The organism is Ochrobactrum teleogrylli (genome assembly GCF_006376685.1).
In the GTDB taxonomy this organism is placed as follows: Bacteria; Pseudomonadota; Alphaproteobacteria; order Rhizobiales; family Rhizobiaceae; genus Brucella; species Brucella teleogrylli.
This window is the reverse complement of sequence record NZ_VEWL01000008.1, coordinates 43,265-69,497: the sequence shown is the minus strand read 5'-3', so window position 1 is coordinate 69,497 and position 26,233 is coordinate 43,265. Positions and strand designations below refer to the sequence as shown.

Genomic DNA, 26,233 nt, shown 5'->3' with positions numbered 1-26,233 from the left:
ATATTACCTCAGTTTCGGATTGAGAGCATCGCGCAGCCAGTCGCCAAGCATATTGACGGCCACGACCAGCAGGCAGAGCTGAATGACAGGGAAGAGCACGATCCACCAGGAACCGGAAAACAGGAACTGGTTGCCGATGCGGATCAGTGTCCCGAGAGAAGGCTGGCTCGGCGGCATCCCGATGCCGAGGAAGGACAGCGTGGCTTCGGTAAGAATGGCCATGCCGAAGTTAAGCGTTGCCGCCACCATGATGGGGGTCAGTGTATTGGGCAGAATATGTCTCGCCATGATGCGGCGCGCCGGAACGCCGATCAGACGGGCGGCGGATACATAATCCTTGCCGGTTTCAACGATGGCCTGAGCGCGGACAGTACGGGCATATTGCACCCATGCGGAGAGCGCGATGGCCAGAATGAGAACCGCGGATGCTCCGACCTCGCGCAAGCTGACAGGCAACATCTGTCGCACGACGGTTGAAACCAGAATGGCGACCAGAATGGTCGGGATCGACAGCGTGATATCGCCGATGCGCATCAGTAGATTGTCGATAAAACCGCCGAAATAGCCTGAGACCAAACCGGCACTCATGCCGATGACCAAGGAAAGCACAACGGAAGCGATGCCGATAACGATGGAAATGCGCGTGCCATAAAGAATGGCTGACAGCATATCGCGCCCTTGCGTGTCGGTGCCCAGCAGGAAGGGCCATTCGCCGCCGTCTTCCCAGATAGGCGGCAGCTCTGCTTTCCACATATCGAGTGCAGCGCCATCATAGGGGTTTTGCGGTGCAATGAGGGGTGCAAACAATGCCGTCAGGATCAGGATTGCGAGCAGTGCTGCGCTGATCATTGCGGTCTTGCTGTGTGAGAACGACCACCACAAGTCGCTTTTACGAATCCGCTGTACAACCGACGGGCGGGAGATGGTAGTGGTTTGCGTGGTTGGGGTGCTCATCGGCTTTGACTCCACAATCGGTTCCATGGGTAACTCAACGCGCCGTGCGCAGGCGTGGATCAATCACCGCATAGGCAATGTCCACGAAAGTGTTGAGTACAACGAAGATGAAGGAAATGATGCAGAGATAGGCTGCCATGACCGGGATATCGAGGAAGGTAACGGCCTGAATGAACAACATGCCCATGCCCGGCCATTGAAACACGGTTTCGGTGATCAGCGCGAAGGCGATCAGCGAACCGACATTCATCGCTGTCATCGTTACAACCGGCATAAGGCAGTTGCGAAGCGCGTGACGGAAATAGATACGCCAGCGCGGAATACCGCGGGCACGGGCGAATTTCACGTAGTCCGAACGCAGCACTTCCAGCATTTCTGCGCGAACCAGACGCATGACAAGCGTGACTTGATAAAGCGAGAGCGCAATGGCCGGTAGCAAAATCGCGATACGACCGGAATGCGTCAACAATCCCGTGGACCACCAGCCAAGCTGTACGACATCACCCCGCCCGAATGCCGGGAACCAGCCAAGCGTGACCGAAAAAACCAGAATGAGCAGTATACCGACCACAAAGCTTGGCAGCGAAACACCGACAATGGAGAGAAACTGCAATCCCTCCGTATACCATTTGCCACGTTTAATTGCTGTTAGTACGCCAAGGGGAAGGCCAAGCAACAACGAGATCAAGGTGGCCACCAGCACCAGTTCCAGTGTTGCCGGAAACCGCTCGGCGATAAGGCCAAGCACATCCTGACCATTGCGATAGGAAATGCCGAAATTGCCCTGAGCGGCGTTCACCACGAACCGGGTATATTGTGTCATCAGGCCATCGTTAAGCCCCAGACGCTCACGCAGATTATCGCGGTCGGCCTGTGTCATCTGTTCGTTGGCCATCATCTCGACGGGGTCGCCCGCCAGACGAAAGATCAAAAAGGCCAGCAAGGCAACAGCCAGCATGACCATGATGGCATTGGCCAGACGCTTGATGATAAAAACCAGCATGTGAATTCCTTGGGAACAGGACGCTCCGGAACGGCGTGCCCCGGAGCGTCTTGATGAGACTATTCGGCAAAATGCGTCAGCCAGTGACGCGGCTTGTTGTCTGGCAACTGGACGATATGATCAATCTTATTCGACATGACCCACGCCATCGGCTGTTGATGCAGCGGCAACATGACGATCTCGTCCTTGACCATTTGCAAGGCCTTTGTCTGCAACGCCAGCCGCTTGCTGCGATCCATCTCCGTGGATGCCTCAATGATCAGCTTGTCGATTTCCGGATAGCTCCAGCCACCCCAGTTGAAAACACCAGCATTGTCTGTCTTGGTTTCAATCATTTGCAACAGAATGGAATAGCTGTCGAGCATGGGCTCTGTCGCCCAGCCTATGATATAGACATCGGCCTTGCCGCCCGTGCGTTTCGGTGCCTGCGCAGCCGTTGGTGCAATATCAAGCTGCGGCTTGAAACCGCCCCGGCTCAGCATGTTCACGAGCCCCTGGCACAGTTCTTCCTCGTTCACATAGGCATCAGTTGTACAAACCAGTGTGAACGGAAAATCCGTGGCGCCAGCCTCGGCCAGAAGCTTCTTGGACAAGGCCGGATCATAGGCCAGAGTGGTATCCAGTTCCGGCGTGTAGCCCGGAATTTCCGGCGCAACCACCGCACCTGCCGTGCGCGACTTGCCGCGCATGATGCGCTTCTGTATCAAATCACGATCAAGCGCATGTGCGAAAGCCTGACGCACACGCAAATCGTTGAATTTATTTTCCGATCCATTATCGAGCTTCGGCTTGCGATTGAAACCCATCATGACTGTACGCAAATCGGTACGTTCCATGACCTTCAGGTCAGGCTGTGCCTGAAGGCGCAGCAAATCCTGCGATGGCGCACTTTCCGTAAAATTGACTTCTCCAGAGAGGAGCGCCGCCACGCGTGTCGCAGCCGAAGTGATCGGATTGAACTCGATGCGGTCGATGTTTGATTTCGACGTTTTGTCCCACCAGTCCGGGTTCTTAACCAGAATGGTTTTGGAATCCGGTACGCGGCTTTCCAGCTTGAACGGACCCGTACCATTGGTGTGGTAGGTTGCATAACCTTCAATCTTGGCACCAACGTCAGTCGGCTTTTCCGAATTATTGGTCTTCAGCCAGCCCGCATCGAAGATGTGAATATTGGTGAGGTCGTTGAGGAGCAGCGGATAAGGGCCGCTCAACTCGATATCGATTGTGTAGTCGTCCACTTTCTTTGAGGACTTGTAGGCAGGCAAATTACCACGCAGCGGCGAAACCGGATCGCTCACGCGCTTCAACGAAGCGAGCACATCGTCGGCATTGAAATCAGCGCCATCATGAAACTTGACGCCCTTGCGCAGATGAAAGCGCCAAACCGTCTCGGAAACATTTTCCCAGGATTCAGCAAGGGCAGGCTCGATCTTCAGCTCGGCGTCGTAGCGCACGAGGCCTTCATAGATGTGATTGAGGAAGGACAGTGTATAGCTGTCGCCATAAGAATAGGGATCAAGCGAATAGATATCGCGCGCAGCGCCCCATTTGAGCGTTTCGGCGTGGCCAGCCAAAGTCAGCCCAGCCAGCATTGTGGCCGCGAGGCCAAGTTTTTTTAACATAGATTTTGCTCCGCTTCTGGAAATTTGCGCCTCCTTTTTGGAGGTCTGTTTTCATGCATCGCCGCATCCGTTTCGGTGCTGCGTTTCAGTGTCTGCTCACGCCATGCAGGCGGGTAATACTGATTTCTCCTTTTTTGGGTGACCTGCCTCCCAGATCACGAAATGGAGTATTGCCAGTCGATATAAGGTTGTCAACGTAATTGTAGACAATTTTTTGGGTTTCAATAACCTATTTGTCGACAACTATGCTCTACAATTGGTCAGGCGCTGCCACATTTCTGAGCAGCAATCAAAGTGCGGCTTTTGAATGAGCGTCGTCGCATCTCCAAATTGTGCGCCACATAAAAAAAGCGCCTCACCAAGGTGAAGCGCTTTTCGGTTTTCGCTTTGCTGGCCTTACTCGGCCATTTGCGTGCGCCAATGACGCGGCTTGTTATCGGCCCGGAAATCCACGCTCTTGACCTTGTCCAGCATGCCCCAAGCGATAGGCTGCTGATGAAGCGGGATCAGAATAGCCTTGTCCTTGGCAACTTTCAGCGCCTGTTCTTCCAGCGCCAAGCGCTTCGCCGTATCCGGCTCCTGCGCCGCTTTTTTCATCAGCTCATCGAGTTCAGGATAAGACCAGCCACCATAGTTGGATACGCCGGTCGAACCGCTGCGCGTAGAAAGCACCTGCGAAAGCAACGAATAGGCATCGAGCGTCGGCTCATTGGCCCAGCTCAGATTGAACATATCGGCCTTGCCATTGGTGCGCTTAGGCTGCTGAACGGCACGCGGCCCCATATCGATGGACGGTTCGAACCCGCCACGTTTCATCATATTGGCGATGCCCGAGCAGATATCTTCCTCGTTGATGCTCTCATCATTCATGCAAAGATAGTTGAAAGTCAGGCCTTTCTGACCAGCATCTTCAAGCAGCTTTTGTGCGAGCTTGGGATCGGCTGGCTGATAAGTGTCGAGCGCTTTCGAATAGCCTGCGATTTCCGGCGCAATCAGCGAACCGGAAGGACGCGCCAGACCGCGCATGATTTTCTTGTTGATGAGGTCACGATCGATACTTGCCTCGACGGCCTGACGCACGCGGACATCGAGAAACGGGTTCGGACGCCCATCCTCAAGCTTCTCCTTGCCGTTAAAGCCGATAAACACCGTGCGCAGCTCGGTGCGTTTGTCGACCTTGATGCCCGGCGTCGATTCCAGACGAGGAATATCCTGAATGGGTGCTGAATCGACCAGGTCAATTTCATTGGAAAGAAGCGCCGCAACGCGTGTCGCAGCCGAAGAAATCGGAATGTATTCGATGCGATCCAGATTGTGCTTTTTCTGGTCCCACCATTGATCATTGACGATCAGAACCGTCTTTGAATCAGGTACACGGCTGTCGAGCTTGAACGGGCCCGTGCCGTTGGTGTTATGCGTAGCATAATTCTCGGTCTTGGACGCGATATCGGTCGGCTTTTCGGCGTCATTATCCTTCAGCCACTTCGCGTTGAACATGAAAATATTGGTCATGTCATTGAGGAACAGCGCCGACGGTGCCGAAACCTCGATATCCACCGTGGAATCGTCCACTTTCTTGACACCAACATAGAGCGGAATATTGCCGCGCAGAGGTGATGTCGGGTCGGAGACACGGTTCATCGAGGCCACAACGTCATCAGCCGTAAAATCTGCGCCATTGTGGAACTTCACGCCCTTGCGAAGGGTAAAACGCCAGAACTTGTTATCGACCAGCTTCCATTCGGTAGCCAGCGCAGGCTCGATCTCGAAGTTCGGGCCGTAACGGATCAGACCTTCGTAAATGTGGTTCAGGAAAGCCAGATTGGATGTGGATGGAACAGAATCTGGATCGAGCGAGTAGATATCCGCACGACTGCCCCAACGTAACGTAGCCGCGTCGGCAGAACTGGCCAGCGCCGGCGCCGCAATGGCAGCTGCCGTCAGGGCCGATATAAAAAACCTATTTAAACGCGACATGCTTTTCCCCTCATCTATAACGATAAGATTGTTGGACTGAATTTCGTCGCAGTATCTTAATCCATTCTTTTATTGTCAACGATATTGTCGCCAATTAAGTTCAAAAACATCGACACATCGATATGAGACCGCACAGTGTCAAACGCTGTCGTCTTGGATATAAAAAGGGGAAGATATGACTGGATTGCTGCTGCTTCACGGGACTGTCGTGACAGTCGATAAAACACGGCGGATCATCGAAGATGGAGCTGTAGCAATCGAGAACGACAGAATTGTCGATATTGGCACATCGCAGGACCTCGCTCCTCGCCATACTGACAAGAATGCAATCGACTGCCGTGGCAAGATGCTCATTCCGGGCCTCATCGACGCGCACGGCCATGGCGGTCATGCGCTGTTACGCAGCATTGCCGCCGACACCAATTCACTCTGGATGCGGATTGTCACGCCAACCTATTATCATTATGTAACCCGCGACTACTGGTACGCAGATGGTCTCGTTTCCGGTCTGGAGCGACTGCGCGCGGGCGTAACAACCTCTGCCAGCATCATCACCTCCATGCCGCGCAGCGACGATCCGGTCTTTGCAGCCAATCACGCGCGCGCCTATGCGGAACTCGGTCTGCGCGAGATCATCTGCGTTGGCCCCGCTGGACTGCCTTGGCCGCAATCGGTGACGCGATGGGAAAGCGGCAAGCCTGTTCGTCACACTGTTTCATTCGAAGAAATGATTGCGGGCGCTGAAGCCACCATCGAAAGCCTTGAGGGAACAGCCGAGGGCCGCATCAAGGTTTTTCTGACGCCTTTCACAATCGTCCCTTCGGTCGAGCCTTCTAACGCTTCCACACCGGATTTCGCGGTCAATCTGACGCAGAACGACCGGATGCAAGCGCGTCGTATTCGCGAAACGGCACGCAAATGGGGTGTGCGCATCCATTCGGATGCCTTTGCCGGGCAAATTCGGATGGCTTATCAAGATAAGGAAAACGCGCTGCTGGGTCCTGACGTGCATTTGCAGCACTGCTGGGGCATCTCTCATGAGGAAATTGATATCCTCGCCGAAACGGGCACCCACGTCACCCATGCGCCGCCCGGACGTTCCACGCCGATTATGCAGATGCTGGCGCGGGGCGTGCCTGTCGCTATTACGTCCGATGGCGCAGCACCGAGCCGCCATTTCGATATGCTGCAGGTCGCGCGGATCGCGCAATCGACCCAGCATATATTGCACAATCACGACCGCTACCTTCTGCCGCCCGGCAAAGTTTTCGAGATGATCACCATCGACGCAGCGCGTGCGATTGGTATGGATCATGAGATCGGTTCTCTTGAAACTGGCAAGAAAGCGGATATCGCGATCATCGATATGCGCAAACCGCATCTGACACCCAATTGGATGCCCGTCCATCGGCTGGTTCATCAGGTTCTTGGCAGCGATGTTGATACCGTCATCGTCGATGGCAAGATTATCATGCAGGACGGCGTGGTCCTAACTGCTGATATGCACGAGGCGCTTGCCTTCGGTGAAGCAGAGGCACGTGCGCTGGTTGCAAGAGCCGGACTGGACGCCCATATGCACGATCCGGGCTGGGGGCAGTTGCAGCGCACTTTCGAACAGCCGGTCGTACCGCCCTCACCGCCCGAATGTTGAAGGTAGCGGCCATAATCCGTCGGTCGATAGCGCTTACTGAATAGGTTTCAGCTATCCACAATATTACTCAATGGCGATCCGAAAGCGCCGTTGAACCCGCGATAGCGCTGATGGCTGCGATTGAGATGTGCCTGCATCGCTTCACGTGCCTGCTCTGCATTTCCGGCGCTGATCGCTTCACAAATCGCGCGATGCTCGATGACCGTGTTCTGGATATAATCAGGCGTGATAAGCGAGGGGTTCAGATCCCGCGAAAATGCTGGCTGTGGCAGTATTTTCAGGCTCATGACGCTGAAAAACTCGATAAACGCCAGATTATTGGTTGCCTCCGATATGGACCGGTGGAAAATGAAGTCCAGTTCATCCAGCGCTTCTTCATTTTCAATAGAAGCCTCGAACTGCTTCAGCGCATCCCACATGTTTGCTTCCTGCGCCCATGACCGGCGCTGTGCGGCCAATCCGGCGGCATGGACTTCAAAAGCCATACGCAACTCAAGCAAATCCATAAATGGAAGCGAAAGCCGCGCCAACGGCTCCAGCATGGAATCGTCTGAGACGGCAGGCGCTGCCTTTCCGGGATCGCGAATGAATATTCCGACCCCGTGCTTTGCTTCCAACAATCCGTCAGAGCGCAGAGCCGCCACAGCTTCCCGGATAACCGTGCGGCTGACACCAAGCTTGTCCCCAAGTTCGACGAGGGTCGGCAACTTGTCGCCGACCTGAAGCGTACCGTCACCGATCAGTGTCTTGAGGCTCTCAATCGTTCGCGCAGTCAGTGTTTTCAATATGAGGCTACCCCGGTGAAAATATCGTCTTTCCATGGTGATACGCGGTTAGCACGCTCAAGACAAGATACTATCATCATATCAGTGATAATATCACTTAAAATCACGCTTCGCTTTACCACTCAATCTGATACCCCGTGGAGCGCCTAACAGGCACTATCGGAACAAAATGCCTCGACAAAAGTAGATATTCAGCCACTTAGCGCAGCCCTCTGAATTCGTTCAAAGATTGGTCAACATGCTGTTTTCCATATCGTAATGTCCAGTATCAATCGCTTTCTTACCAAAATAGACGCCCGAGATTCATTCTTGACAAGAGATATTATTTCAGCAAACCTAACATCACAACAAGACGCCATGTGATATTATCACTACGCAGTTGCCGGTAGTTCCATGCTACAGCAATTGCAGAACAGGCGAACAAAAACAGGGGAATTCGAGATGGGAATCGTTTCTTCCAGACTGGCGGAGTTGGGCCTTGCCCTGCCCAGTGTGACGGCCCCGAGCGGAACCTATGTTCCGTTTCGGTTGAGTGGAAGCACACTCTACATTTCCGGACAGGTGCCGCGCGTCAATGGCGTTGACCGTTATCTGGGCGTCGTCGGCGACACTATGGATATAGCGGAGGCTTATCAGGCAGCGCGTATCTGCGCGCTCAATCTTCTGGCACGCGCCTCAATAGCCGTTGATGGCGATCTCGACCGCATTTCAGCCTGTTTGCAGGTGCGCGGCTTTGTAAATGCCGTGCCCAGCTTCAAAGACCATCCCGCCGTTATCGATGGCGCCTCCGATCTTCTGGTCGAAGTTCTCGGCGAGAAAGGCCGACATGCCCGCACGGCATTGGGAGCAGGCTCTCTGCCACGCGGATTTGCTGTCGAAGTCGACGCCATTTTTGAAGTTCAGCCCTGAGCGGGCAATTTCCGTTCTGCCTACACATATGAAGCGAGAGATAGATGTCTGAACAAGCCATCACGATGAGCGCGGTCAATAAATGGTATGGCCAGCTTCACGTACTCAAGAATGTGGATCTACACGTGAAGCGGGGCGAACATATCGTTCTGTGCGGCCCTTCCGGTTCGGGTAAATCAACGCTTATTCGCTGTATCAATCATCTTGAAGAGATTCAGGACGGCACCATCGATGTGAATGGAACACGACTAGGCAACAAAGGGGCCAATGTCGATCATATCCGGCGCGACGTCGGTATGGTGTTTCAACAGTTCAACCTTTTCCCCCATATGACCGTACTCGAAAACTGTATGCTGGCGCCGCGCCGCGTACATAAAGCTTCAACAGCCGAGGCCAAAGAAAAGGCCATGCATTTTCTCAAGCGGGTGCATATCGCCGAACAGGCCAACAAATATCCAGCCCAGCTTTCCGGAGGTCAGCAGCAGCGTGTGGCCATTGCTCGCGCGCTTTGCATGGGGCCAAAGATCATGTTGTTCGATGAACCCACATCAGCGCTTGATCCTGAAATGGTGAAAGAAGTCCTCGATACCATGATCTCGCTTGCGGACGACGGTATCACGATGATCTGCGTAACACATGAAATGGGTTTTGCGCGCGCCGTTGCGCACCGTGTCATCTTCATGGATCGCGGGGAGATTATCGAAAGCGCCCCTCTTGCAGAGTTTTTCGGCAATCCCAAGCACGAACGCGCCAAGGCATTTCTGGGCCAGATCCTCAATCACTAACCACCATGGGGAACCAGACGAAATAACGGGAGTTTGCCATTATCAGCGTCGACAGTGCCATTGAGTTTCCCGTTCGTCTGCTTGAATCCGGACCGGCGGGCGGCGCGATATTCGCAGCCCATATCGCAGCCAATCACAAGCTTAATCAGGTCGTGTCCTACGATATGGGCGGCACTACCGCAAAAATCTGCCTGATTGAACGGCAGACGCCGAAAACGTCGAAGACCTTTGAAGTGGCGCGTACCTATCGCTTCAAGAAGGGCAGCGGCATGCCAATCTCTATCCCGGTCATCGAAATGGTTGAGATTGGCGCAGGCGGCGGTTCGATTGCAACCGTCGATTCCATGCGTCAGATCCGCGTCGGTCCTCATAGCGCAGGCTCCGAACCGGGACCGGCTTGCTACGACCGCGGCGGTGTCAACCCAACCGTAACCGACGCCGATGTTATCCTTGGTCGCCTTGATCCCGACAGCTTTGCTGGTGGGTCGATGAAACTGTCGCGCTCGGCATCCGAAAACGCCATGGATGCAGATATTGGCAGCAAGCTGGGTTCAGATATCGCAACCTCGGCTTATGGTCTTAGCGAAGTTGTCGATGAGAACATGAGCAACGCCGCGCGTATGCATGCGGTGGAAAACGGCAAGGAACTTTCCGAGTTCACCATGATCGCCTTTGGCGGCGCGGCCCCAGTTCATGCCGCGCGGCTTTGCGAAAAGCTTGGTGTCAATGATCTGCTGATCCCGCCTGGCGCCGGTGTCGGCTCTGCAATCGGCTTCCTGCGTGCGCCTTTTGGTTTTGAATCGGTCCGCAGCGCTTATAGCCGCATCAGCCGCTTCGACGCCAATGCGATCAATACTGTGATTGCCGAGCTGGTGCAGGAAGCAACCTCCTTCGTGCGCTCGGGCGCACCCAGCGCCAATCCTTCACTCGAATGCACCGCTTATATGCGCTACGTTGGTCAGGGATGGGAAGTGCCGGTCACCATCGAAGTTCGTGATTATACTCAAGCGGATGCCTCACTTTTCAGCTCGCTTTTTGATGAGTGCTATGAACGCTTCTTCGGTCGCGTAATCGATGGGCTGGATGTCGAAATTGTCAGCTGGTCGCTGCGCGCCAGCGCCGATGCTGCGGCACCAACCCCCGCCAAACCTGTCACGAAACAATCAACCGCAACAATATCCGGCAAGCGCAAGGTGTTCGACGTTCTCGAAGAACGTTTCCTTGACGCAAGCGTGGTTGATCGCAGCGATATGAAACCGGGTGACTGGATCGCCGGGCCAGCCGTCATCACAGAACGCGAGACATCGACCATCGTGACCTCAAGCCGCGAAGCGATCATGCAGGCCGATGGTTGCCTGTTGCTGCGCGCCAAGGCTGCCTGAAGGAGTTTACCCATGTCAGTGAAACCAATTTCCGATGTCCACATGCAGATCATGTGGAACCGCCTGATCTCGGTCGTTGAAGAACAGGCCGTAACGCTCATTCGCACAGCTTTCAGCACCAGCGTGCGTGAATCCGGCGATCTTTCAGCTGGCGTGTTCAATCGCGCCGGGCAAATGATCGCGCAGGCCGTGACCGGCACGCCCGGCCATGTGAATGCGATGGCGGAAGCCGTTGGCCATTTCATTAATGATATCGGGCGAGAGAATATCTTCGAAGGTGATGTCTACATCACCAACGACCCATGGAAAGGAACTGGTCACCTGCACGATTTCACCGTCGTCTCGCCAAGCTTTCGCGATGGCGCGCTGACAGGCTTTTTCGCTTGCACCGCCCACGTGGTGGATGTGGGCGGACGTGGTTTTGGCCCCGATGCCAACGAAGTTTACGAGGAAGGCATCTTTGTGCCGATCATGAAATTCGCGGAACGGGGGGTGGTCAACAAAGATCTCGTGAACATTTTGCGCAACAATGTTCGCGAAAGCCATCAGGTCGTCGGCGACGTCTATTCCCTCGCCGCCTGCAACGAAATCGGTCATCGCCGCCTGATGGACATGATGGATGAGTTTCGGCTCGACGATCTGGAAGGGCTGGCCGAATTCATCTTCAAACGCAGCTATGATGCAACGCTTGAAAAGCTGGCGGCATTGCCGCACGGCACTTATTCCAACGTGATGCGGGTTGACGGTTACGGCGATCCTATCGATATCGCGGTGCGTATCGATGTCCATGCCGATCACATACTTGCGGACTTCAACGGCACATCTGCACCAAGCCCCAAAGGTATCAATTGCCCGCTGATCTATTCAGCTGCCTATGCCTGTTACGGCCTGAAATGCTCGATTGCGCCGGAAATCCCGAACAATCACGCATCGCTTCTCCCCTTCAAGGTGATTGCGCCGAAGGATTGTATCTTGAACGCGCAGCACCCTGCTCCCGTTTCCGTCCGCCACGTGCTCGGCCATCTGGTGCCCGATGCAGTGCTTGGTGCTGTCCATAAGATGCTGCCCGGCCGAGTACCGGCGGAAGGCTCAGGCGCGCTTTGGAACCTTCATGTTAGTGCGCGTCCGCTTTCCGGCGACAAGGCCCCAAAAGATGGCGGCCAGCGAGCCGAGGTTCTGCTGTTCAACAGCGGTGGAGCCGGTGCTCGCTCCCATCTCGACGGACTGAGCGCCACCGCTTTTCCAAGCGGTGTTCATTCGATGTCCATCGAGGCGACGGAACATGTCGGTCCGGTTATTTTCTGGCGCAAGGAATTACGCGACGGTTCCGGCGGCGCCGGAAAATTCCGTGGCGGGCTTGGTCAGGTTGTCGAGATCGCGCCGACTGACGGACATGAGATCTACTTCAATGCCATGTTTGATCGCATCAAACACCCGCCGCGCGGGCGTGAAGGTGGCGAGAACGGCGCACCGGGCGCCGTCCTGCTTGATGACGGTTCGGTGCTCAACGCCAAGGGCCGGCAGCATGTCCCAGCAGGACGCAGGCTGATCCTGCAATTGCCGGGCGGCGGCGGCTATGGCGCTGCGGATGAACGGTGCCCGGATGCCAAGCAGCGCGACAGAGAATTCGATTATGTCGTGAATGGTTGACCAGCAGATCCTGTCAGAAGCCGCCTTTAGGGCGGCTTCTCCTTTTCCCGACCCACAAACAAGAGCATTGTAATGCAATATGAAAATAGACGATCGGCGGGCATCCAGTCATCGCCGAGCATGGCTGTTTCGATGGCCGCCAAAAAGCTGCGTGCCGAGGGGCGAGACATTATCGATCTGTCGCTGGGCGAGCCGGATTTTGAACCGCCGCGCCATGTTCTCGATGCTGCCTGCACAGCGGTCAATGCCGGCGGTATTCGTTACGGAGCAGCAGCCGGAACCGAAGCGCTTCGCGCCGCGATTATCGCCAAGTTCAAGCGTGACAATCATCTTGATTTTTCACCACAAGAGCTGACCGTCGCCAATGGCGCAAAACAGATCTTGTTCGATGCGTTCCTCGCCACACTCGAACCGGGTGACGAAGTGATCATCCCCACACCTTGCTGGGTTTCTTATGGCGATATCGTTTCCTTGCATGGCGGCACGCCGGTCTATGTTGAATGCGGGCAGCAAGATGATTTCAAACTGACGGTCCAACATCTTGAGAAATCCATCACCCCACGCACGCGCTGGCTGATGCTGAACTCACCATCCAATCCCACCGGCGCGATCTACAGCGCTGCGGAATATCAGGCGCTCGCGACAGCGCTGGAAAAACACCCCGGTATTCTCATCCTTTCCGATGAGATTTACGAGCACATCTTGCTAAGCGACCATCCCTTCGTTTCCTTCGGCAGCATCTGCCCGCAATTGCGGGAACGAACTCTCATCGTCAACGGTGTCTCGAAAGCCTACGCGATGACGGGCTGGCGAGTTGGCTATGCAGCAGGTCCAAAGGCGCTCATTGCAGCGATCAACAAGATGCAGTCGCAAAGCGTCACGTCTGTTTGTAGCATTGCACAGGCGGCCGCAAAAGCCGCACTCGATGGCGACCAGAGTTTCTTGCAGGAAGCAGCCCAGACTTTTCGTCGTCGCGCCGAGCTTGTCACAACCCAGCTGTCGGAAATACCCAATATTGACTTCCACCAGCCGGACGGCGCATTTTATGCGTTCATCGGTGTCAGCAGACTGATTGGCAAAACGACCCCCGCAGGCGCGACGTTAGAAAGCGACACTGATGTTGCGGGATATCTGCTCAATGATTTTGGCGTATCCAGCGTGCCTGGTATCGCTTTTGGCGCGCCCGGCTTCATCCGCGTGTCCATTGCCGCTTCTGAAGCAGAACTGACCAAGGCCTGTGAACGCCTGAAAGAAATGGCCGCGTCACTGTAAACGCGGCCTTTATTGCGTCTTATAAAGGAACCGCGGGTGATGGACCCGCGGTTTTTCCTCTTGATCGCTCAAGCCGCCTGTTTGCGGCTATATTTACCGATGAGCGCTTCGAGAAGGCCTTCTTCCTCTCTGGTCAGATCGCAAAGCGGAGACCGAACCTTCCCGGCTTTGAAGCCCTGAAGACGCACGCCTGCCTTGATGGCAGCCACGGCATAACCCTTCTGCCGGTTGCGGATTGCCATGAACGGATAGAAGAACTCGTTGAGAATACGCTCGCATGTGGCGCGTTCACCCGCCCTCAGGGCACGATAGAATTCCACCGCCAGACCAGGAACGAAGTTGAAAACGGCTGAAGAATAGGTCGTGAACCCGGCGCCCAGATAGGCTTCGGCGAAGAGTTCCGCCGTCGGCATCCCGCCCAGATAGGTCAGGCGATCGCCCATCTTGGCCGTAATCTGGCGAACGAGCCCTATATCACCCACACCATCCTTGAAACCGACAAGATTGGGGCACTCATCACACAGGCGAGCCAGCGTGTCGGCCTGAAGAACAGCATTATCACGATTATAGACCATGACGCCGATGCCAATCGACTGGCAGATACGCTTGACATGTTCGTAGAGACCCTGCTGGGGCGCATCGATCAGATAATGTGGCAGAAGCAATATGCCGTCCGCTCCAGCCTTTTCAGCCGACTTGGCAATTTCAATCGCCATTTCCGTCCCATAGCCGCAGCCCGAAACAATCGCTGTGCCACTGTTGCCAACGGCCTCCTTTGCCACCGACACGATGGTCGGAATTTCACTCGGTCGCAGAGAAAAGAACTCGCCGGTGCCGCCGGCGGCGAACAACACCGGTGCATCGAAGCCCGAAAGCCATTCTACATGGGCTTTATAGCTTTCCGGCGCAAACTGCCCCTCGGCATCGAAATGCGTTACCGGGAAGGAGAGCAAGCCTGCTCCAAGCTTTTCCTTGATCTGCTGCGGTTCCATATGTTGACCCCTTTTTTTGATGTCTGCATATGACCTAGCGCAGTCAGATATTATGTGTCAAAAACTTATATTATAAGTTAGAGCGAACTTGTTTGAGAATGCTACGGTATCGCATCTGACTTCCCTTCAAATGCCGCCGCATTGCCGAACGCGCAGCCTCTTCATCTCCATTGGAAATGGCCTCGATGATCTGGGAATGTTCATCATGGATACGCGCGATGTACTCGGCAGAATTTGTATCTGACTGGGACTGTAAAGCCGCACGCGGAATGACGCCACTGCCGATCATCGTCAGGAACTCGCGAAAGCGAGGATTGTTGGCCGCATCAGCAATCGCCAGATGCAATGCGAAATCCGCCTCCGCTGTCGGAAGCCCTGCCTCCAGGCAAGCCAGCACTTGCTGATGACAATCGATTATCGCCTCTTCCTGCTGGGGAGAACGGCGCAGCGCTGCAAGTCCTGCAGCCTCTACTTCTACGCCTGTGCGCAGCTCGAGCAACTCGATGACCGATGAAACCCGGGCATAATCTAGGTTGTGAAATGGCAGAGTTTCCGCTGATTGCGCCTCAAGCACAAAAACCCCGGCTCCCTGCCGGGCCTCGACGAGCCCGTCGGCTCGCAGGGCAGCCACCGCCTCGCGAATAACCGTGCGGCTGACCCCATAGGCTTCAGTCAGCTTCGCTTCGCTGGGCAGTTTCATTCCCGGTTTGAACTCACCGGACTGGATCAGTTTTTTCAGCTCGCCACTGACTTTGACAACAAGATTGCCCGCAGGACGGGCGGAAATTTCATTGCTTCTTGTTGCCATCATCGCGGTCCTGCACATTGTTTTCCGTACTCCTGTGGTAGCAGGCCCGTGGAGTGCTCACAAGTCAGGTGATACGACTTATCAGTGTTATCGTCTATTTCGTCGAAACTTGTATGATGAATTTGGGGCGCCTCATGAAAACGCCGATCTGCGTGAAACAGACCGGCGTTTTGGTTTCAAAAGGCAGCGTTGGCTCAAGGCCAAGCTGCACCCGATCATTTCTTGGATTTGAATTCCTTTTGATAAACTTCGTCAGCCATCGTCCGCAATGCGCGCCCGATGGCTGCATATTCATACTCGTTGAGATTGGCGAGCGATGCGCGGCCAGCCGGTTGCTGCGTACCAAAGCCTGTGCCCGGCAAGAGAACGATACCGGTTTCGTCGGCAATCCGGAACAAGAGCTCAGTCGGCGATATGTTCTTCTTGACCCATGCAGCAAACTCGTCGCCATAGAGTCGGCCCGCGATGTCTTCCAGATCGAGAAGTGTGTAATAATCCACTTCATTGACGTCGCTCTGCGGTTCCAGTCCAAGCTCGCGATACAATGCAGCCTCGCGATTGCGGATCAGTTTCTTCAACTCTGCCTTATAGGCATCCTTTTCATCCATCAGACCGAATAGGGAAAACAGAACCATCTGGACCTGCTGCGGTGTGGAAAGACCCGCAGTGTGGTTGAGGGCGACTGTGCGGCTATCGGCGACAAGACGGTCGATGAATTTCAGTTTTGAAACATTGGGCACCAGCGATGAATAGCGCTGATCCAGTTCCTTCCTGGCCGATCCCGACAAATCCTTCAGCTTTGCGTCCAGCACGTTGTCCTTCTGCATCGCGATTGCGCCGAGGCGCCAGCCCGTTGCGCCGAAATATTTCGAGAACGAGTAAACCAGCATGGTGTTGTATGGGCATATTGCGAAGATCGATTTGAAATCATCGGCAAATGTGCCGTACACATCGTCGGTCAGGATAATGAGATCAGGACGCTTTTCCTTGACGATCTTGGCGATCTGCTCCAGCCCGCGCTGATCCACTTTAACCGAAGGTGGATTGCTGGGGTTAATCAGGAAGAAGACCTTGACCGATTTGTCGAGCAGCTTGTTCAGCTCGGCTTCGGGATATTGCCAACCCTGTTTCGGGTCCGCGTTGATGTGCACTTCTTTCAGCCGATAATTGTTGAGTTCTGGAATTTCGATATAAGGCGTGAAGGCGGGCATACCGATTGCAACCGTGTCGCCTTCGGCAACAATTTTGTTCTGCTTCAATGTGTCGAAAATGTAGGTCATGGCGGCCGTTCCGCCCTCGACCGCAAACAGATCGAGTTTATCGGAGCTCATATAGCCGCCGATCATTTCGCGGACGAGATAATGTTTCACTATCTCTTCGCTGATTTTCAGCATACGCGGCGGTACCGGATAGTTACAGCCGAGAATGCCTTCCACCATTTCATGAAGATATTCTGATGGAGAAAGGCCCAGCTGGTCACGGACGTAGGAAAGCGACCGTCCCAGAAACTGGACGCCCGGCTGATCGCTATGGTCGGAAATAAAGCGCTGAAACCGCCCTTCGATACCCTCAATCTTGGGAAGTCCGCCGACGCCCGTCGAGAGATAGGAATAAGATAGCTCGGCTTCTGCGACAGCGAACAGGCCCAGACGCAGGAAAGCCCGGCGCGGCAAGGTGGCCAGAAAATTCGGATTGCCGCGACCTGCATTCAGCATGGCATGGTTTGCTTTGCTGGATGCAAGTTCGATCAGCGCGTCCTTTAGCTCAAACGGGCTCAGCTTCGCATATTTGCTATATTCATTCTTCGCCATGATCTATTCCTCAGGAAAACGCGACTACCAGTGGCCCGAGCAAGGTCAGGAACACGTTGGCAAGTGCATAGGTGATTGCGAATGGAGTGGTTGGTATCGAGTTGCCGGCCTTATCCAGAATTTCGCCAAAGGCAGGATTTGCGCTGCGCGAACCAGACAGCGCACCGGCGAAAACGGCTACGTTGTCATATTTGAGAACATAGCGCCCAAATAGCATGGTGATGATGAGCGGGAGAATGGTCACCACCACACCAATCAGGAAGATCGACAGACCGCTGCTGACGATCGTTTGAACCGCCTGTAACCCCGACTGGAGACCGACAACGGCGACGAAACCGGCAAGGCCGAGATCGCGCAGAAGGGTCGAAGCCGCCGTTGGCATATTGCCGATTGCCATATTGCGGCTGCGATACCAGCCAAACAACAGGCCCGACAACAGTGCGCCGCCGCCACTTCCCAGTGTCAGCGGGATCGACCCAAACCGAATGACGGCAAGGCCAATCAAAAGGCCAACAGCAATTCCAAGGCCGTGGAAGACAAAATCCGTCTTGTCGCTGACGACGATAACCGGCCCGATTGAGCTTGAAACACGCTGCAAGTCCTGGTCCGTTCCGTAAAGAGAAACGACATCGCCAGCCGCGATAACGGTATCGGGCTTGAGCGGCAGTGGTTTATCGGCCCGCTTGACACCAATCACATAAATACCGTGACGGAGGTCGGCACTTATATGTTGTTTGATATCGGCAACCGACTTTCCGACGAATTCGGGCGCGGTGATGGTCACATCGCGAATAGCGACGATGACATCCATACCATCGGATGATTGTAGTTCGGAACCAAGCTCATTGCCCAATGCGACAACGCCGGTGCGGCGTCCGACAATCAATATGATATCATTGGTTTCGAGCTTGAGATCCGGTGCAACACCGATGATCTTGTTTGCGCGTTTGACGCGCTCAATCGTGATGGAATTGTCTATAGAGGTTTTGGCCTCGATTTCCGCGACGGTTTTTCCGGCAGCTTTGTCTACCTGATAGATACGCCCGACAAGGTCTGGCGCAGCTTCCTGCTCATTGGGGCCGAGCAGCCGAATACCGGCAAGAAGTTCCGCTTCCGCCTTGATGGCATCGTCGCGAATGCTACGTCCCATGAATTTCGGCAGCAGATTGACGCAAACCAGGATTGCACCGAACGAGCCGAAAATATAGGTGACTGCGTAGCCAACGGCGACATTGGCCTGTAATCGCTGAACTTCATCGGCGGCCAGACCCAATTTCGATATCGCCGAACTGGCGGTGCCAATGATGGCTGACTGTGTCAGGCCCCCTGCGGCAATGCCGGCTGCGAGGCCTTTGTCGAGGCCGAACATACGCGCCAGGACAACCACCGTCACCAATCCGCTGATGGCCAGCACCGCGGCCATCGCAATTTCTCGAAGAGATTGACGCCCAAGCGACCGGAAGAATTGCGGACCGCTTTCGAAACCGACGGCGTAAATGAAAAGGGCGAAGAGCACTGCCTTCACCCCATTGTCGATATGGACACCGACTTGACTGATCACGACCGCTACGAGCAGCGACCCAGCGACGCCACCCAGCTGAAACTTCCCAAAATGTATTTTTCCCAGCGCGTAACCGCCAGCCAGAGATAGAAATAGTGCTATCTCCGGTGCCTGCTCAAAAACGGACTGAAGCCACTGCATACTGCCCTCCAAGCCACAATCGGACAGAGAGGGAGGGTAGGGCGCAGTTGCGTTAAGGCAAGAAAAATTGCCAAGAAAAGTTAGGGTTTTATAAAATAAGTATTCGCTATCCTGCGGCCCGATACTTTTGTGAGGATACAAAGCCGAGTCCTTCGCAAGCTAAATATCAGAATAAAGCACTCGGCTGATGAAAAGTAGCGTTTGATGTGAACGAACGGCCCTCACCGGCATTCCATCAGCAACGCATACTCATATAGCGCTATTCATTAATCTCAGGCTGGACCAGCTTTGCGAGTTTATGAAGAGAATCCTGCCAGCCAAGATAACAGGCTTCTGTAGGAATAATGTCTGGCACCCCCTCCTGTGTGATGCTGATTTCGGTTCCAACAGACACGGCTTTCAGCGCGACCGTAACCTTCATCTCGCCCGGGAGGTTCGGATCGTCGAATTTGTCCGTGTAGACAAGGCGCTCGCCGGGAACCACTTCAAGATATGTGCCGCCAAACGAATGGCCGTGGCCCGTCGTGAAATTGCGGAATGACATTTTATGGCTGCCGCCAGCTTTTGCATCCAGTTCATGGACTGTGCACAGATATCCATAAGGCGGCAACCAGCTCGCTATGGCATCCGGCTCAACAAAGGCTCGGAAAACTTTTTCCGGCTTGGCTGCAATGACGCGATGCAGGCGAATTGTATTCGGCATGATTTCCTCCCGTTGCTTGCTTACTGCCGTTCGCGGATGACGATATTCCCGTTTTCATCATCGGCTACGGGAACCGCATCAAGTCCATCAAGCCCGGCAGACAGGCATTCTCCGCTCTCAACGTCGAACGTCGCATCGTGCGCTGTGCAGAGGAGACGCGCACCATCGGTTGAGAGTATTGCATCTGATCGGTAGTTTAATGGCAGATATTGATGCGGACAAGCATTGACAAATCCACGCACGATTCCGTCCCGCCTGATGAGAAGAAGCGGAAATTCCTTCCCATCAGCGCGCAGAACCAGACATTTTGTGCAACCATCGGAAATGTCCGACGATGCGCAAATGACGGTGCCATTCTCTGGTGCTCCGGCATAGGAACGCCAGGCGTCGCTCATGCATTACGCTCCGCCACACGCTTATCTTCATGCGGCTTCTGCACATTGCCGAGCACACCGCGCTGGATCTGGTCTTCCTCGATGGATTCGAACAGGGCCTTGAAATTGCCTTCGCCAAAGCCGTCGTCGCCCTTGCGTTGAATGAATTCGAAAAAGATCGGCCCGATGACGGTTTTTGAGAAAATCTGCAGCAGTATGCGCGTCTCGCCACCGCCCAGAACGCCTTCGCCATCGATGAGAATGCCGCGCCGTTTCAGCTTGTCGAGCGGCTCTTTGTGGTCTTTGACGCGCGCCTTGGACTTTTCGTAATATATGTCCGGAGGACCGGGCATGAATTCCAGCCCCTGCGCTGCAATCGCATCCGTACTGCTATAAATATCGTTGCTGGCGATTGCTATATGCTGGATGCCCTCGCCCTTATATTCGCGAAGATACTCCTCGATCTGGCTGTGATCATCCGCACTTTCATTGATTGGAATACGGATTTTCCCGTCGGGCGATGTCAATGCACGGCTGGTCAGCCCCGTCATTTTTCCGGCGATGTCGAAATAGCGTATCTCCCGGAAATTGAAGGTGTCGTGGTAGAATTTGTACCACGTATTCATATTCCCGCGCACCACATTATGCGTGAGATGATCGAGGTAATAGAAGCCGAAACCTTCCGGTTTCGGATCGACCTCTCCGAGCCATTCGAACTCCGCCGAATAGCATGAACCGTCTTCGCCATAGGTTTCCACGAAGTAGAGCAGTGAGCCGCCAATACCGATAACGGCCGGAACATCCAGCGACTTGCCGTCGCCACGGTATTCTTCCGCGCCAAGTTCTACTGCGCGGCGCAGCGCGTGGCCCGCGTCTACCACGCGCCACGCCATTGCAGGCGCGCAAGGGCCATGGTCTGTAACGAAGGATGCAGCGTGGCTGTTGGGCTCACGGTTCAGAAGATAGTTGATGTCGCCCTGACGATAGAGAACGATATCCTTCTTGCGATGCCTGGCAACAGGACGAAAGCCCATCTGGCGGAACAATATATCGAGCTTTTCTGGTTCGGGATGCGCGAATTCCACGAATTCAAAACCGTCCGTCCCCGCGGGATTTGCTTCGTTGATTTCGGCTTTGGGTGCGTCGTGCGGATATGGGCCCATTTTTAATCCTCCTGATGATTGAGAAGATTCTATGAGCTGACCCGCGCGAAGTGCTTGCAATATGTGGCAATCTTAGCGAAGATTTGCACGAATTGTGAGCTGGAGGGATGTTCCATGCACGAAATTACGCTCGATTCCTTTGATCGTGCAATCTTGCAAACATTGCAGCGCGATGCGTCCTTGACCAATGCGGAGCTTTCCGAACTGGTCAATCTGTCGCAATCCCAATGCTCGCGTCGCCGCACGCGACTGGAGCAAGAAGGCATCATTCAGGGCTATTCAGCGAGGCTTGATGCGGCACGGCTGGGCTACGGATTACGCGCCATCACACGCGTCAATCTATCGACCCATAACGAACGCACCGACGAATCCTTCGTCAGCTTTCTGACCCGACATGAGGAGGTGCGTGAAGCCTATTCGGTTTCCGGCGATGCGGATTATGTGCTGATTATTGTCGCCAGGGACCTTTCCGCCTTTGCCGACTTCATCCACCTCGTGCTACTGCCCCATCCGCAGGTCGCCCGTGTGCAATCCGAAATCGCGTTGCGCACGATGAAATCCAAGACCGGCCTGCCCATCGGCTAGGCAAATCAGAGTTGCCAGTCCATTGGATGTGGTGGCCGGCACTTGGAGCCGTCGCGGTCGGCATTGGAGGGCTGATCGATCCGCATGTTCTCGGTGCAGGCTATGCCAGCATCCAACAATTGCTGGACGGTTCCATGACCATGAAGGCAATCGCATTGCTGTTGGTGGTCAAGGCGGCAGTTTGGCTGATTGCGCTCGGCTCCGGCACGTCAGGCGGCGTCCTCGCCCCGCTTCTTCTGCTTGGCGGTGCACTGGGTGGACTGATTGGGCAGTTCCTGCCCGGCGGTGCGGGCTTCTGGGTCATGATCGGCATGGCAGGGATTTTGAGCGGCGCAATGCGCGCGCGACTGACGAGCACCATCTTCGCGGTCGAACTGACCGGTCATTTCGTCGCCCTGCCCGAGACCATTGCCGCGTCAGTGTCAGCCTATGCCGTCAGCGTCCTCATTCTCAACCGCTCCATTCTGACAGAGAAAATTGCGCGCCGCGGACGCCATATCTTGCAGTAATATTCGGGAGACCCGTTTGCATTTCTACAGGCTGCGCACGTCATGACGCCTGCGCCGGAATGTCTGTCGGGAAAACAGTCGATTGACGAGACGATTGCATTTTTTACGAAAGACGCACACCACAGAGCGTATCCTGTTCTGAGCGATGACGGGCGCTTGCTCGGTCTTGTTTCCAGATCGGAAGTTCTGCAATGGCAGGTGTCAGGCGCTCCGGTGGCCGCATCGCTCGCCGAAACCCTCTCCGACGCCTCGCAACCCACAGCCTTTACCTCGACGCCGCTTGGCGAGGTCGCCGATCTGATGGTTATGAGCGGCATTCCGCGCAATCCCATTCTCGACCCGCAGTCACACAAAGTCGTCGGTCTGGTCTCGCGGCAGGATCTGCTCAAAGCACGCATTCAGCATAGCAATATCGAGATGGTTCGAACGCGCTGAGTAACGATAGCCCGGTGGACTATCTGTAAATTTCTGGCTTGTAGCGACTGCCCAAGCGATAGCGATCACCCGCATAGATCAGCTTGTTGACGGTCGCGACCGTCTCTCTGGTCCATGTGCGACGGTCGAGGTGGAGGCAGGCCGCGTTGACCTCGATTTGCAACAGGTCAGCAATCTGCGCATTTGCAGTCACCGCTGAGATCACCTGTTCGACTTCCGTCATCGGCGTGCTTTTCTGCAGATAATCATAGGTCGTCATGGTGCAGAAATCCTGCAGTTCATAATCCTGCACCAGTTGCGTGTTGACGAAGCGTTCTTCCAGTTGCACGGGCACATCGTTTTCGAAATGTACGATGATTGAATGCGCGACAGCTATCGGGCTTTGCAGTTCAAACGCATTCAGCAGCGCCGCATCCGGCTGCACAATATCGAGCGCCACCACCTGCGCGCGATGCGTCGCGCCCCGCGCCGCAATCTCGTTGGCAATGTTCACCACTTCGATCAACGTCGTTTCGGGCTTTGGCGGTGAAACGAATGTACCAACACCTTGAATACGCTTCAAAATGCCTTGATCGGTCAGCTCGCGCAGCGCCCTGTTGACGGTCATGCGGGAGATGCCAAGCGCCTCTACAAGCTCATGCTCGGATGGCAGGCGAAAATTGCCAGGCCAGCGTCCTGACCGAATATTTTCGAGAACCTGGGCCTTCACCTTCTCGTAAAGGGGCCCTGCCGTTTCGGGCAATTCCATCGCCGAACGATGATCCGCATCCGATTTACCGGCAGAGCTCATGACGCGACTATGCTCCTATCCGTATGATCGTTTTCAGTCCTTCGGCCTGGCCCGCCAGCAAGCGGTCATAAGCCTCCGGCACTTCATCAAGTGAAATCTCGCGGTCGATCAGTTTCACCAACGATGCCTCCAGTTCTGGCAGCAAAGCCGCTATTTCCTGAAGTTCGTCCTGATAGGCATGACAACCGATCAGACTGATTTCCCGCTCAACCAGTATATTTGGATCAAGCTCGATCTTGCCGTGCGAAATCCCGACGAGCGCCAGAGAACCACCACCGGACAGGACATCGATGATCGCGTTCAAAACGGCGATATTGCCCGTCGCATCAATGGCATAACGCAAGGTTTTACCTGAAAGCGCACGCTCCAGAGCAGGCTTGTCGAGTTCCACCTTGATTGCGCCGGTTACTCTCGAAACCAGTTCAACGCGCTGTTCATTACGATCACAGACCAACACCGGCCCGTCGTGCAAACGGGAAAGCAATAAAGCCACAAGCCCGCCAATCGGTCCACACCCCACAACCAGAACTGCCTCGCCGGACGGCACACGCTGCTTGCGAATGGCATGCAACGCAACCGAAAGCGGCTCGCCCATCGCGGCGACAACCGGGTTGATGTCGGGAGCATAATGGACAAGGAGCCGCGCAGGTAGCGCCGTCTCCTCAGCGAAGCCACCATCGCAGACTTCACCGATAAAACCGAGAGTGGAACAGACATTGTGTCGACCGCTCGCACAAGCCGGGCATTCGCCGCACCAATATCTGGAATCGGCAATGACCATATCGCCCGGCTTGAACCCGCTCACACCTGTTCCAGTCTCGGTCACGACGCCAGCAAATTCATGCCCCGCAACCGAAGGCGAACGGCTGATCCACTGGCCGGTGGAGAAATTGTGCAGGTCAGAACCACAAATTCCCGCAGCGGAAACCTTCAGCCGGACCCAGCCCGGCTCAAGCACCGTTGGCGGGTCGATATTTTCGACCCGCAGATCCTTGGACGCATAAAGCCGGACCGCTTTCATTGCGCGCACTTTCTTAAAGATAGTCTTTGCGGATTTCCGAAACGGCATTTTCGTGAGACGAGAAGCCTTCATAACGGGCGAGCGTGCGGGCGTGCTTGGCGAATTCCGGATAAGCGGAAGCCGTCACATAGCCGATGGAACAACGCTTGACGAAATCGGTCACAGAAAGCGGGCCATAGGTGCGCGCCCAGCGGCTGGTTGGCAGCACGGCATTGGGTCCGAGGCCGAAATTACCGATAACCACCGGCGTATGCGGCCCCATAAGGATTTCCGCAGCCTCGGTAATGTGGCCAAGATGCGCAAACGGGTCGGTCGAAAGAAGCTCCAGATGTTCGGGCGCGTAATCATTGATGAAGCGATAGCTTTCCTCGACCGATGAGGTCAGGACGATACCACCATATTTGCCGGTCAGAACGGTCTTGGAAAAACCAACCCGCTGCTCCGTCATGCGTGCCCAATGATCCGGCAGAGCGGCTAGCGCTTCTTCCACCACACGACGGCTATGCGTAACAAGCCATGCAGATGAATCCGGACCGTGCTCGGCTTCGATCAAAAGGTCGAGCGCGGCCAGACCGCCCTTGACGGTATCGTCGGCGAAAATCACTGCTTCGGAAGGACCTGCGGGGAGACCCGGATCGATGACACCACCAAGGAGGCGCTTCGCGGCGACAACCCATGGACTACCCGGACCAACGATTTTAAGCGCAGGTTTCACGGTCTCCGTTCCATAAGCAACCGCTGCAACGGCCTGCGCGCCGCCAACCTTATAGACGGTTTCGACACCGGCCAGACGTGCAGCGACGAGCGTGGCGGCATCGACCGAGCCATCCGGCGTCGGCGGGGTAACGATCGCCAGTTCCGGCACACCGGCAACCACAGCAGGCACTGCGGTCATCATGGTGACAGACGGAAATGCGCCCTTCCCGCGCGGGATGTAGAGCGCTACCGAACGGATGGGCGTAAAGCGGTCGCCAGCATAGGCGCCGGGACGCATTTCCTTCAGCCACATCGCTTCCGGCTTCTGCTCTTCATGGAAGTGACGGATATTGTCGATGCCGAATTGAATGGCTTCGATCACATCTTTTTCGACCTTGTCGAAAGCAGCGTCAAATTCCGCCTCGGTTGCCTTGATGTTGGCAGGATCGACTTCGGCCTTGTCCAGATCACGTGCAAACCGCACCAATGCGGCGTCGCCATCCGTGCGAACGGCTTCTATGATCGGTTTCACTTTCTCGATAAAGCCTGAGAGATCGGTTTCCGAACGCTTCAAAAGCTCCGCGCGCTTGGCGTCGTCCAGCTTTGCCAGTTCGTGAAAGGTTACATCGGACATAGTCGGCTCCTTGCTCGCTG

At 55.1% G+C, this 26,233-nt stretch carries 23 protein-coding genes and 1 pseudogene; 9 read left to right on the top strand and 15 right to left on the bottom strand.

Going from position 1 to position 26,233, the window contains the following annotated elements; translation table 11 throughout:
* Positions 1-3 precede the first annotated feature (3 nt).
* The 4 genes from FIC94_RS13780 to FIC94_RS13765 form a co-directional block, all read right to left on the bottom strand.
* On the bottom strand, positions 4-954 hold the full coding sequence (locus FIC94_RS13780; RefSeq protein WP_140025252.1) for an ABC transporter permease: 951 nt from the start codon (positions 952-954) through the stop codon (positions 4-6).
* A gap of 34 nt (positions 955-988) precedes the next feature.
* A complete protein-coding gene (locus FIC94_RS13775; protein ID WP_078337171.1) occupies positions 989-1,957 on the bottom strand; it encodes an ABC transporter permease in 969 nt (322 codons plus the stop codon).
* 59 nt (positions 1,958-2,016) lie between these two features.
* A complete protein-coding gene (locus FIC94_RS13770) occupies positions 2,017-3,579 on the bottom strand; it encodes an ABC transporter substrate-binding protein (protein ID WP_140025251.1) in 1,563 nt (520 codons plus the stop codon).
* A gap of 396 nt (positions 3,580-3,975) precedes the next feature.
* The gene (locus tag FIC94_RS13765; RefSeq protein WP_140025250.1) at positions 3,976-5,556 is read right to left on the bottom strand and encodes an ABC transporter substrate-binding protein; all 1,581 of its coding nucleotides are present in this window, start codon (positions 5,554-5,556) and stop codon (positions 3,976-3,978) included.
* 175 nt (positions 5,557-5,731) lie between these two features.
* Between FIC94_RS13765 and FIC94_RS13760 the strand changes: the two genes are divergently transcribed.
* Entirely contained in the window at positions 5,732-7,207 is a 1,476-nt protein-coding gene (locus FIC94_RS13760; RefSeq protein ID WP_140025249.1) for an amidohydrolase family protein, read from the top strand.
* A 47-nt stretch (positions 7,208-7,254) separates the two neighbouring features.
* Here FIC94_RS13760 and FIC94_RS13755 read toward each other — a convergent pair whose 3' ends face one another.
* Positions 7,255-7,992, bottom strand: coding sequence for a FadR/GntR family transcriptional regulator (locus tag FIC94_RS13755; RefSeq protein ID WP_140025248.1), 738 nt, complete (start codon positions 7,990-7,992; stop codon positions 7,255-7,257).
* Positions 7,993-8,433: 441 nt separating this feature from the next.
* On the opposite strand from FIC94_RS13755, the gene FIC94_RS13750 reads away from it, so the two are divergent.
* From FIC94_RS13750 to FIC94_RS13730, 5 genes and pseudogenes are all read left to right on the top strand, one after another.
* Entirely contained in the window at positions 8,434-8,901 is a 468-nt protein-coding gene (locus FIC94_RS13750) for a RidA family protein (RefSeq protein WP_140025247.1), read from the top strand.
* Positions 8,902-8,945: 44 nt separating this feature from the next.
* Positions 8,946-9,686 carry an amino acid ABC transporter ATP-binding protein gene (locus FIC94_RS13745; protein ID WP_140025246.1) on the top strand — a complete coding sequence of 247 codons (741 nt, stop codon included), beginning with the start codon at positions 8,946-8,948 and terminating at the stop codon, positions 9,684-9,686.
* A 38-nt stretch (positions 9,687-9,724) separates the two neighbouring features.
* A pseudogene (locus FIC94_RS13740) lies at positions 9,725-11,068 on the top strand (hydantoinase/oxoprolinase family protein); the annotation flags it as partial.
* A 12-nt stretch (positions 11,069-11,080) separates the two neighbouring features.
* The gene (locus FIC94_RS13735) at positions 11,081-12,718 is read left to right on the top strand and encodes a hydantoinase B/oxoprolinase family protein (protein ID WP_113534213.1); all 1,638 of its coding nucleotides are present in this window, start codon (positions 11,081-11,083) and stop codon (positions 12,716-12,718) included.
* 72 nt (positions 12,719-12,790) lie between these two features.
* Positions 12,791-13,990 (top strand): pyridoxal phosphate-dependent aminotransferase, encoded by a 1,200-nt coding sequence (locus FIC94_RS13730; RefSeq protein WP_140025245.1) that lies wholly within the window; start codon positions 12,791-12,793, stop codon positions 13,988-13,990.
* Between the two features lie 68 nt (positions 13,991-14,058).
* Here FIC94_RS13730 and kdgD read toward each other — a convergent pair whose 3' ends face one another.
* The 7 genes from kdgD to hppD all read right to left on the bottom strand — a co-directional run bounded on the left by kdgD (position 14,059) and on the right by hppD (position 21,543).
* Positions 14,059-14,982 (bottom strand): 5-dehydro-4-deoxyglucarate dehydratase, encoded by a 924-nt coding sequence (gene kdgD, locus FIC94_RS13725; RefSeq protein WP_140025244.1) that lies wholly within the window; start codon positions 14,980-14,982, stop codon positions 14,059-14,061.
* Between the two features lie 70 nt (positions 14,983-15,052).
* Positions 15,053-15,793 (bottom strand): FadR/GntR family transcriptional regulator, encoded by a 741-nt coding sequence (locus tag FIC94_RS13720; protein ID WP_371830917.1) that lies wholly within the window; start codon positions 15,791-15,793, stop codon positions 15,053-15,055.
* Between the two features lie 212 nt (positions 15,794-16,005).
* Entirely contained in the window at positions 16,006-17,601 is a 1,596-nt protein-coding gene (locus FIC94_RS13715) for a bifunctional aspartate transaminase/aspartate 4-decarboxylase (RefSeq protein WP_121537809.1), read from the bottom strand.
* Between the two features lie 10 nt (positions 17,602-17,611).
* Complete coding sequence (gene aspT, locus FIC94_RS13710; protein WP_140025243.1) at positions 17,612-19,303, bottom strand: aspartate-alanine antiporter; 1,692 nt, start codon at positions 19,301-19,303, stop codon at positions 17,612-17,614.
* 259 nt (positions 19,304-19,562) lie between these two features.
* Positions 19,563-20,006 carry an SRPBCC family protein gene (locus FIC94_RS13705; RefSeq protein ID WP_121537805.1) on the bottom strand — a complete coding sequence of 148 codons (444 nt, stop codon included), beginning with the start codon at positions 20,004-20,006 and terminating at the stop codon, positions 19,563-19,565.
* Positions 20,007-20,026: 20 nt separating this feature from the next.
* Entirely contained in the window at positions 20,027-20,401 is a 375-nt protein-coding gene (locus FIC94_RS13700; RefSeq protein WP_140025242.1) for a Rieske (2Fe-2S) protein, read from the bottom strand.
* Positions 20,398-21,543: a 4-hydroxyphenylpyruvate dioxygenase gene (gene hppD / locus FIC94_RS13695; RefSeq protein ID WP_140025241.1), complete on the bottom strand. Its 1,146-nt coding sequence runs from the start codon at positions 21,541-21,543 to the stop codon at positions 20,398-20,400. The genes FIC94_RS13700 and hppD overlap by 4 nt, the downstream gene beginning before the upstream one ends.
* A 114-nt stretch (positions 21,544-21,657) precedes the next feature.
* On the opposite strand from hppD, the gene FIC94_RS13690 reads away from it, so the two are divergent.
* From FIC94_RS13690 to FIC94_RS22560, 3 genes are read left to right on the top strand one after another with little or no spacing between them, the layout of a single operon-like run.
* A complete protein-coding gene (locus FIC94_RS13690) occupies positions 21,658-22,128 on the top strand; it encodes an Lrp/AsnC family transcriptional regulator (RefSeq protein WP_140025240.1) in 471 nt (156 codons plus the stop codon).
* Positions 22,129-22,139: 11 nt separating this feature from the next.
* A complete protein-coding gene (locus FIC94_RS22565) occupies positions 22,140-22,637 on the top strand; it encodes a chloride channel protein (protein ID WP_210237294.1) in 498 nt (165 codons plus the stop codon).
* A 42-nt stretch (positions 22,638-22,679) separates the two neighbouring features.
* Positions 22,680-23,072, top strand: coding sequence for a CBS domain-containing protein (locus FIC94_RS22560; RefSeq protein ID WP_210237293.1), 393 nt, complete (start codon positions 22,680-22,682; stop codon positions 23,070-23,072).
* A gap of 19 nt (positions 23,073-23,091) precedes the next feature.
* Here the strand turns inward: FIC94_RS22560 and hutC are convergent, their stop codons facing one another.
* From hutC to hisD, 3 genes are read right to left on the bottom strand one after another with little or no spacing between them, the layout of a single operon-like run.
* Positions 23,092-23,862, bottom strand: coding sequence for a histidine utilization transcriptional repressor HutC (hutC, locus tag FIC94_RS13680; protein WP_140025239.1), 771 nt, complete (start codon positions 23,860-23,862; stop codon positions 23,092-23,094).
* Positions 23,863-23,869: 7 nt separating this feature from the next.
* Positions 23,870-24,883, bottom strand: a complete 1,014-nt coding sequence (locus FIC94_RS13675; protein WP_140025238.1) for a zinc-dependent alcohol dehydrogenase — start codon at positions 24,881-24,883, stop codon at positions 23,870-23,872.
* Between the two features lie 13 nt (positions 24,884-24,896).
* The gene (hisD, locus tag FIC94_RS13670; RefSeq protein ID WP_140025237.1) at positions 24,897-26,213 is read right to left on the bottom strand and encodes a histidinol dehydrogenase; all 1,317 of its coding nucleotides are present in this window, start codon (positions 26,211-26,213) and stop codon (positions 24,897-24,899) included.
* Positions 26,214-26,233: the final 20 nt, after the last annotated feature.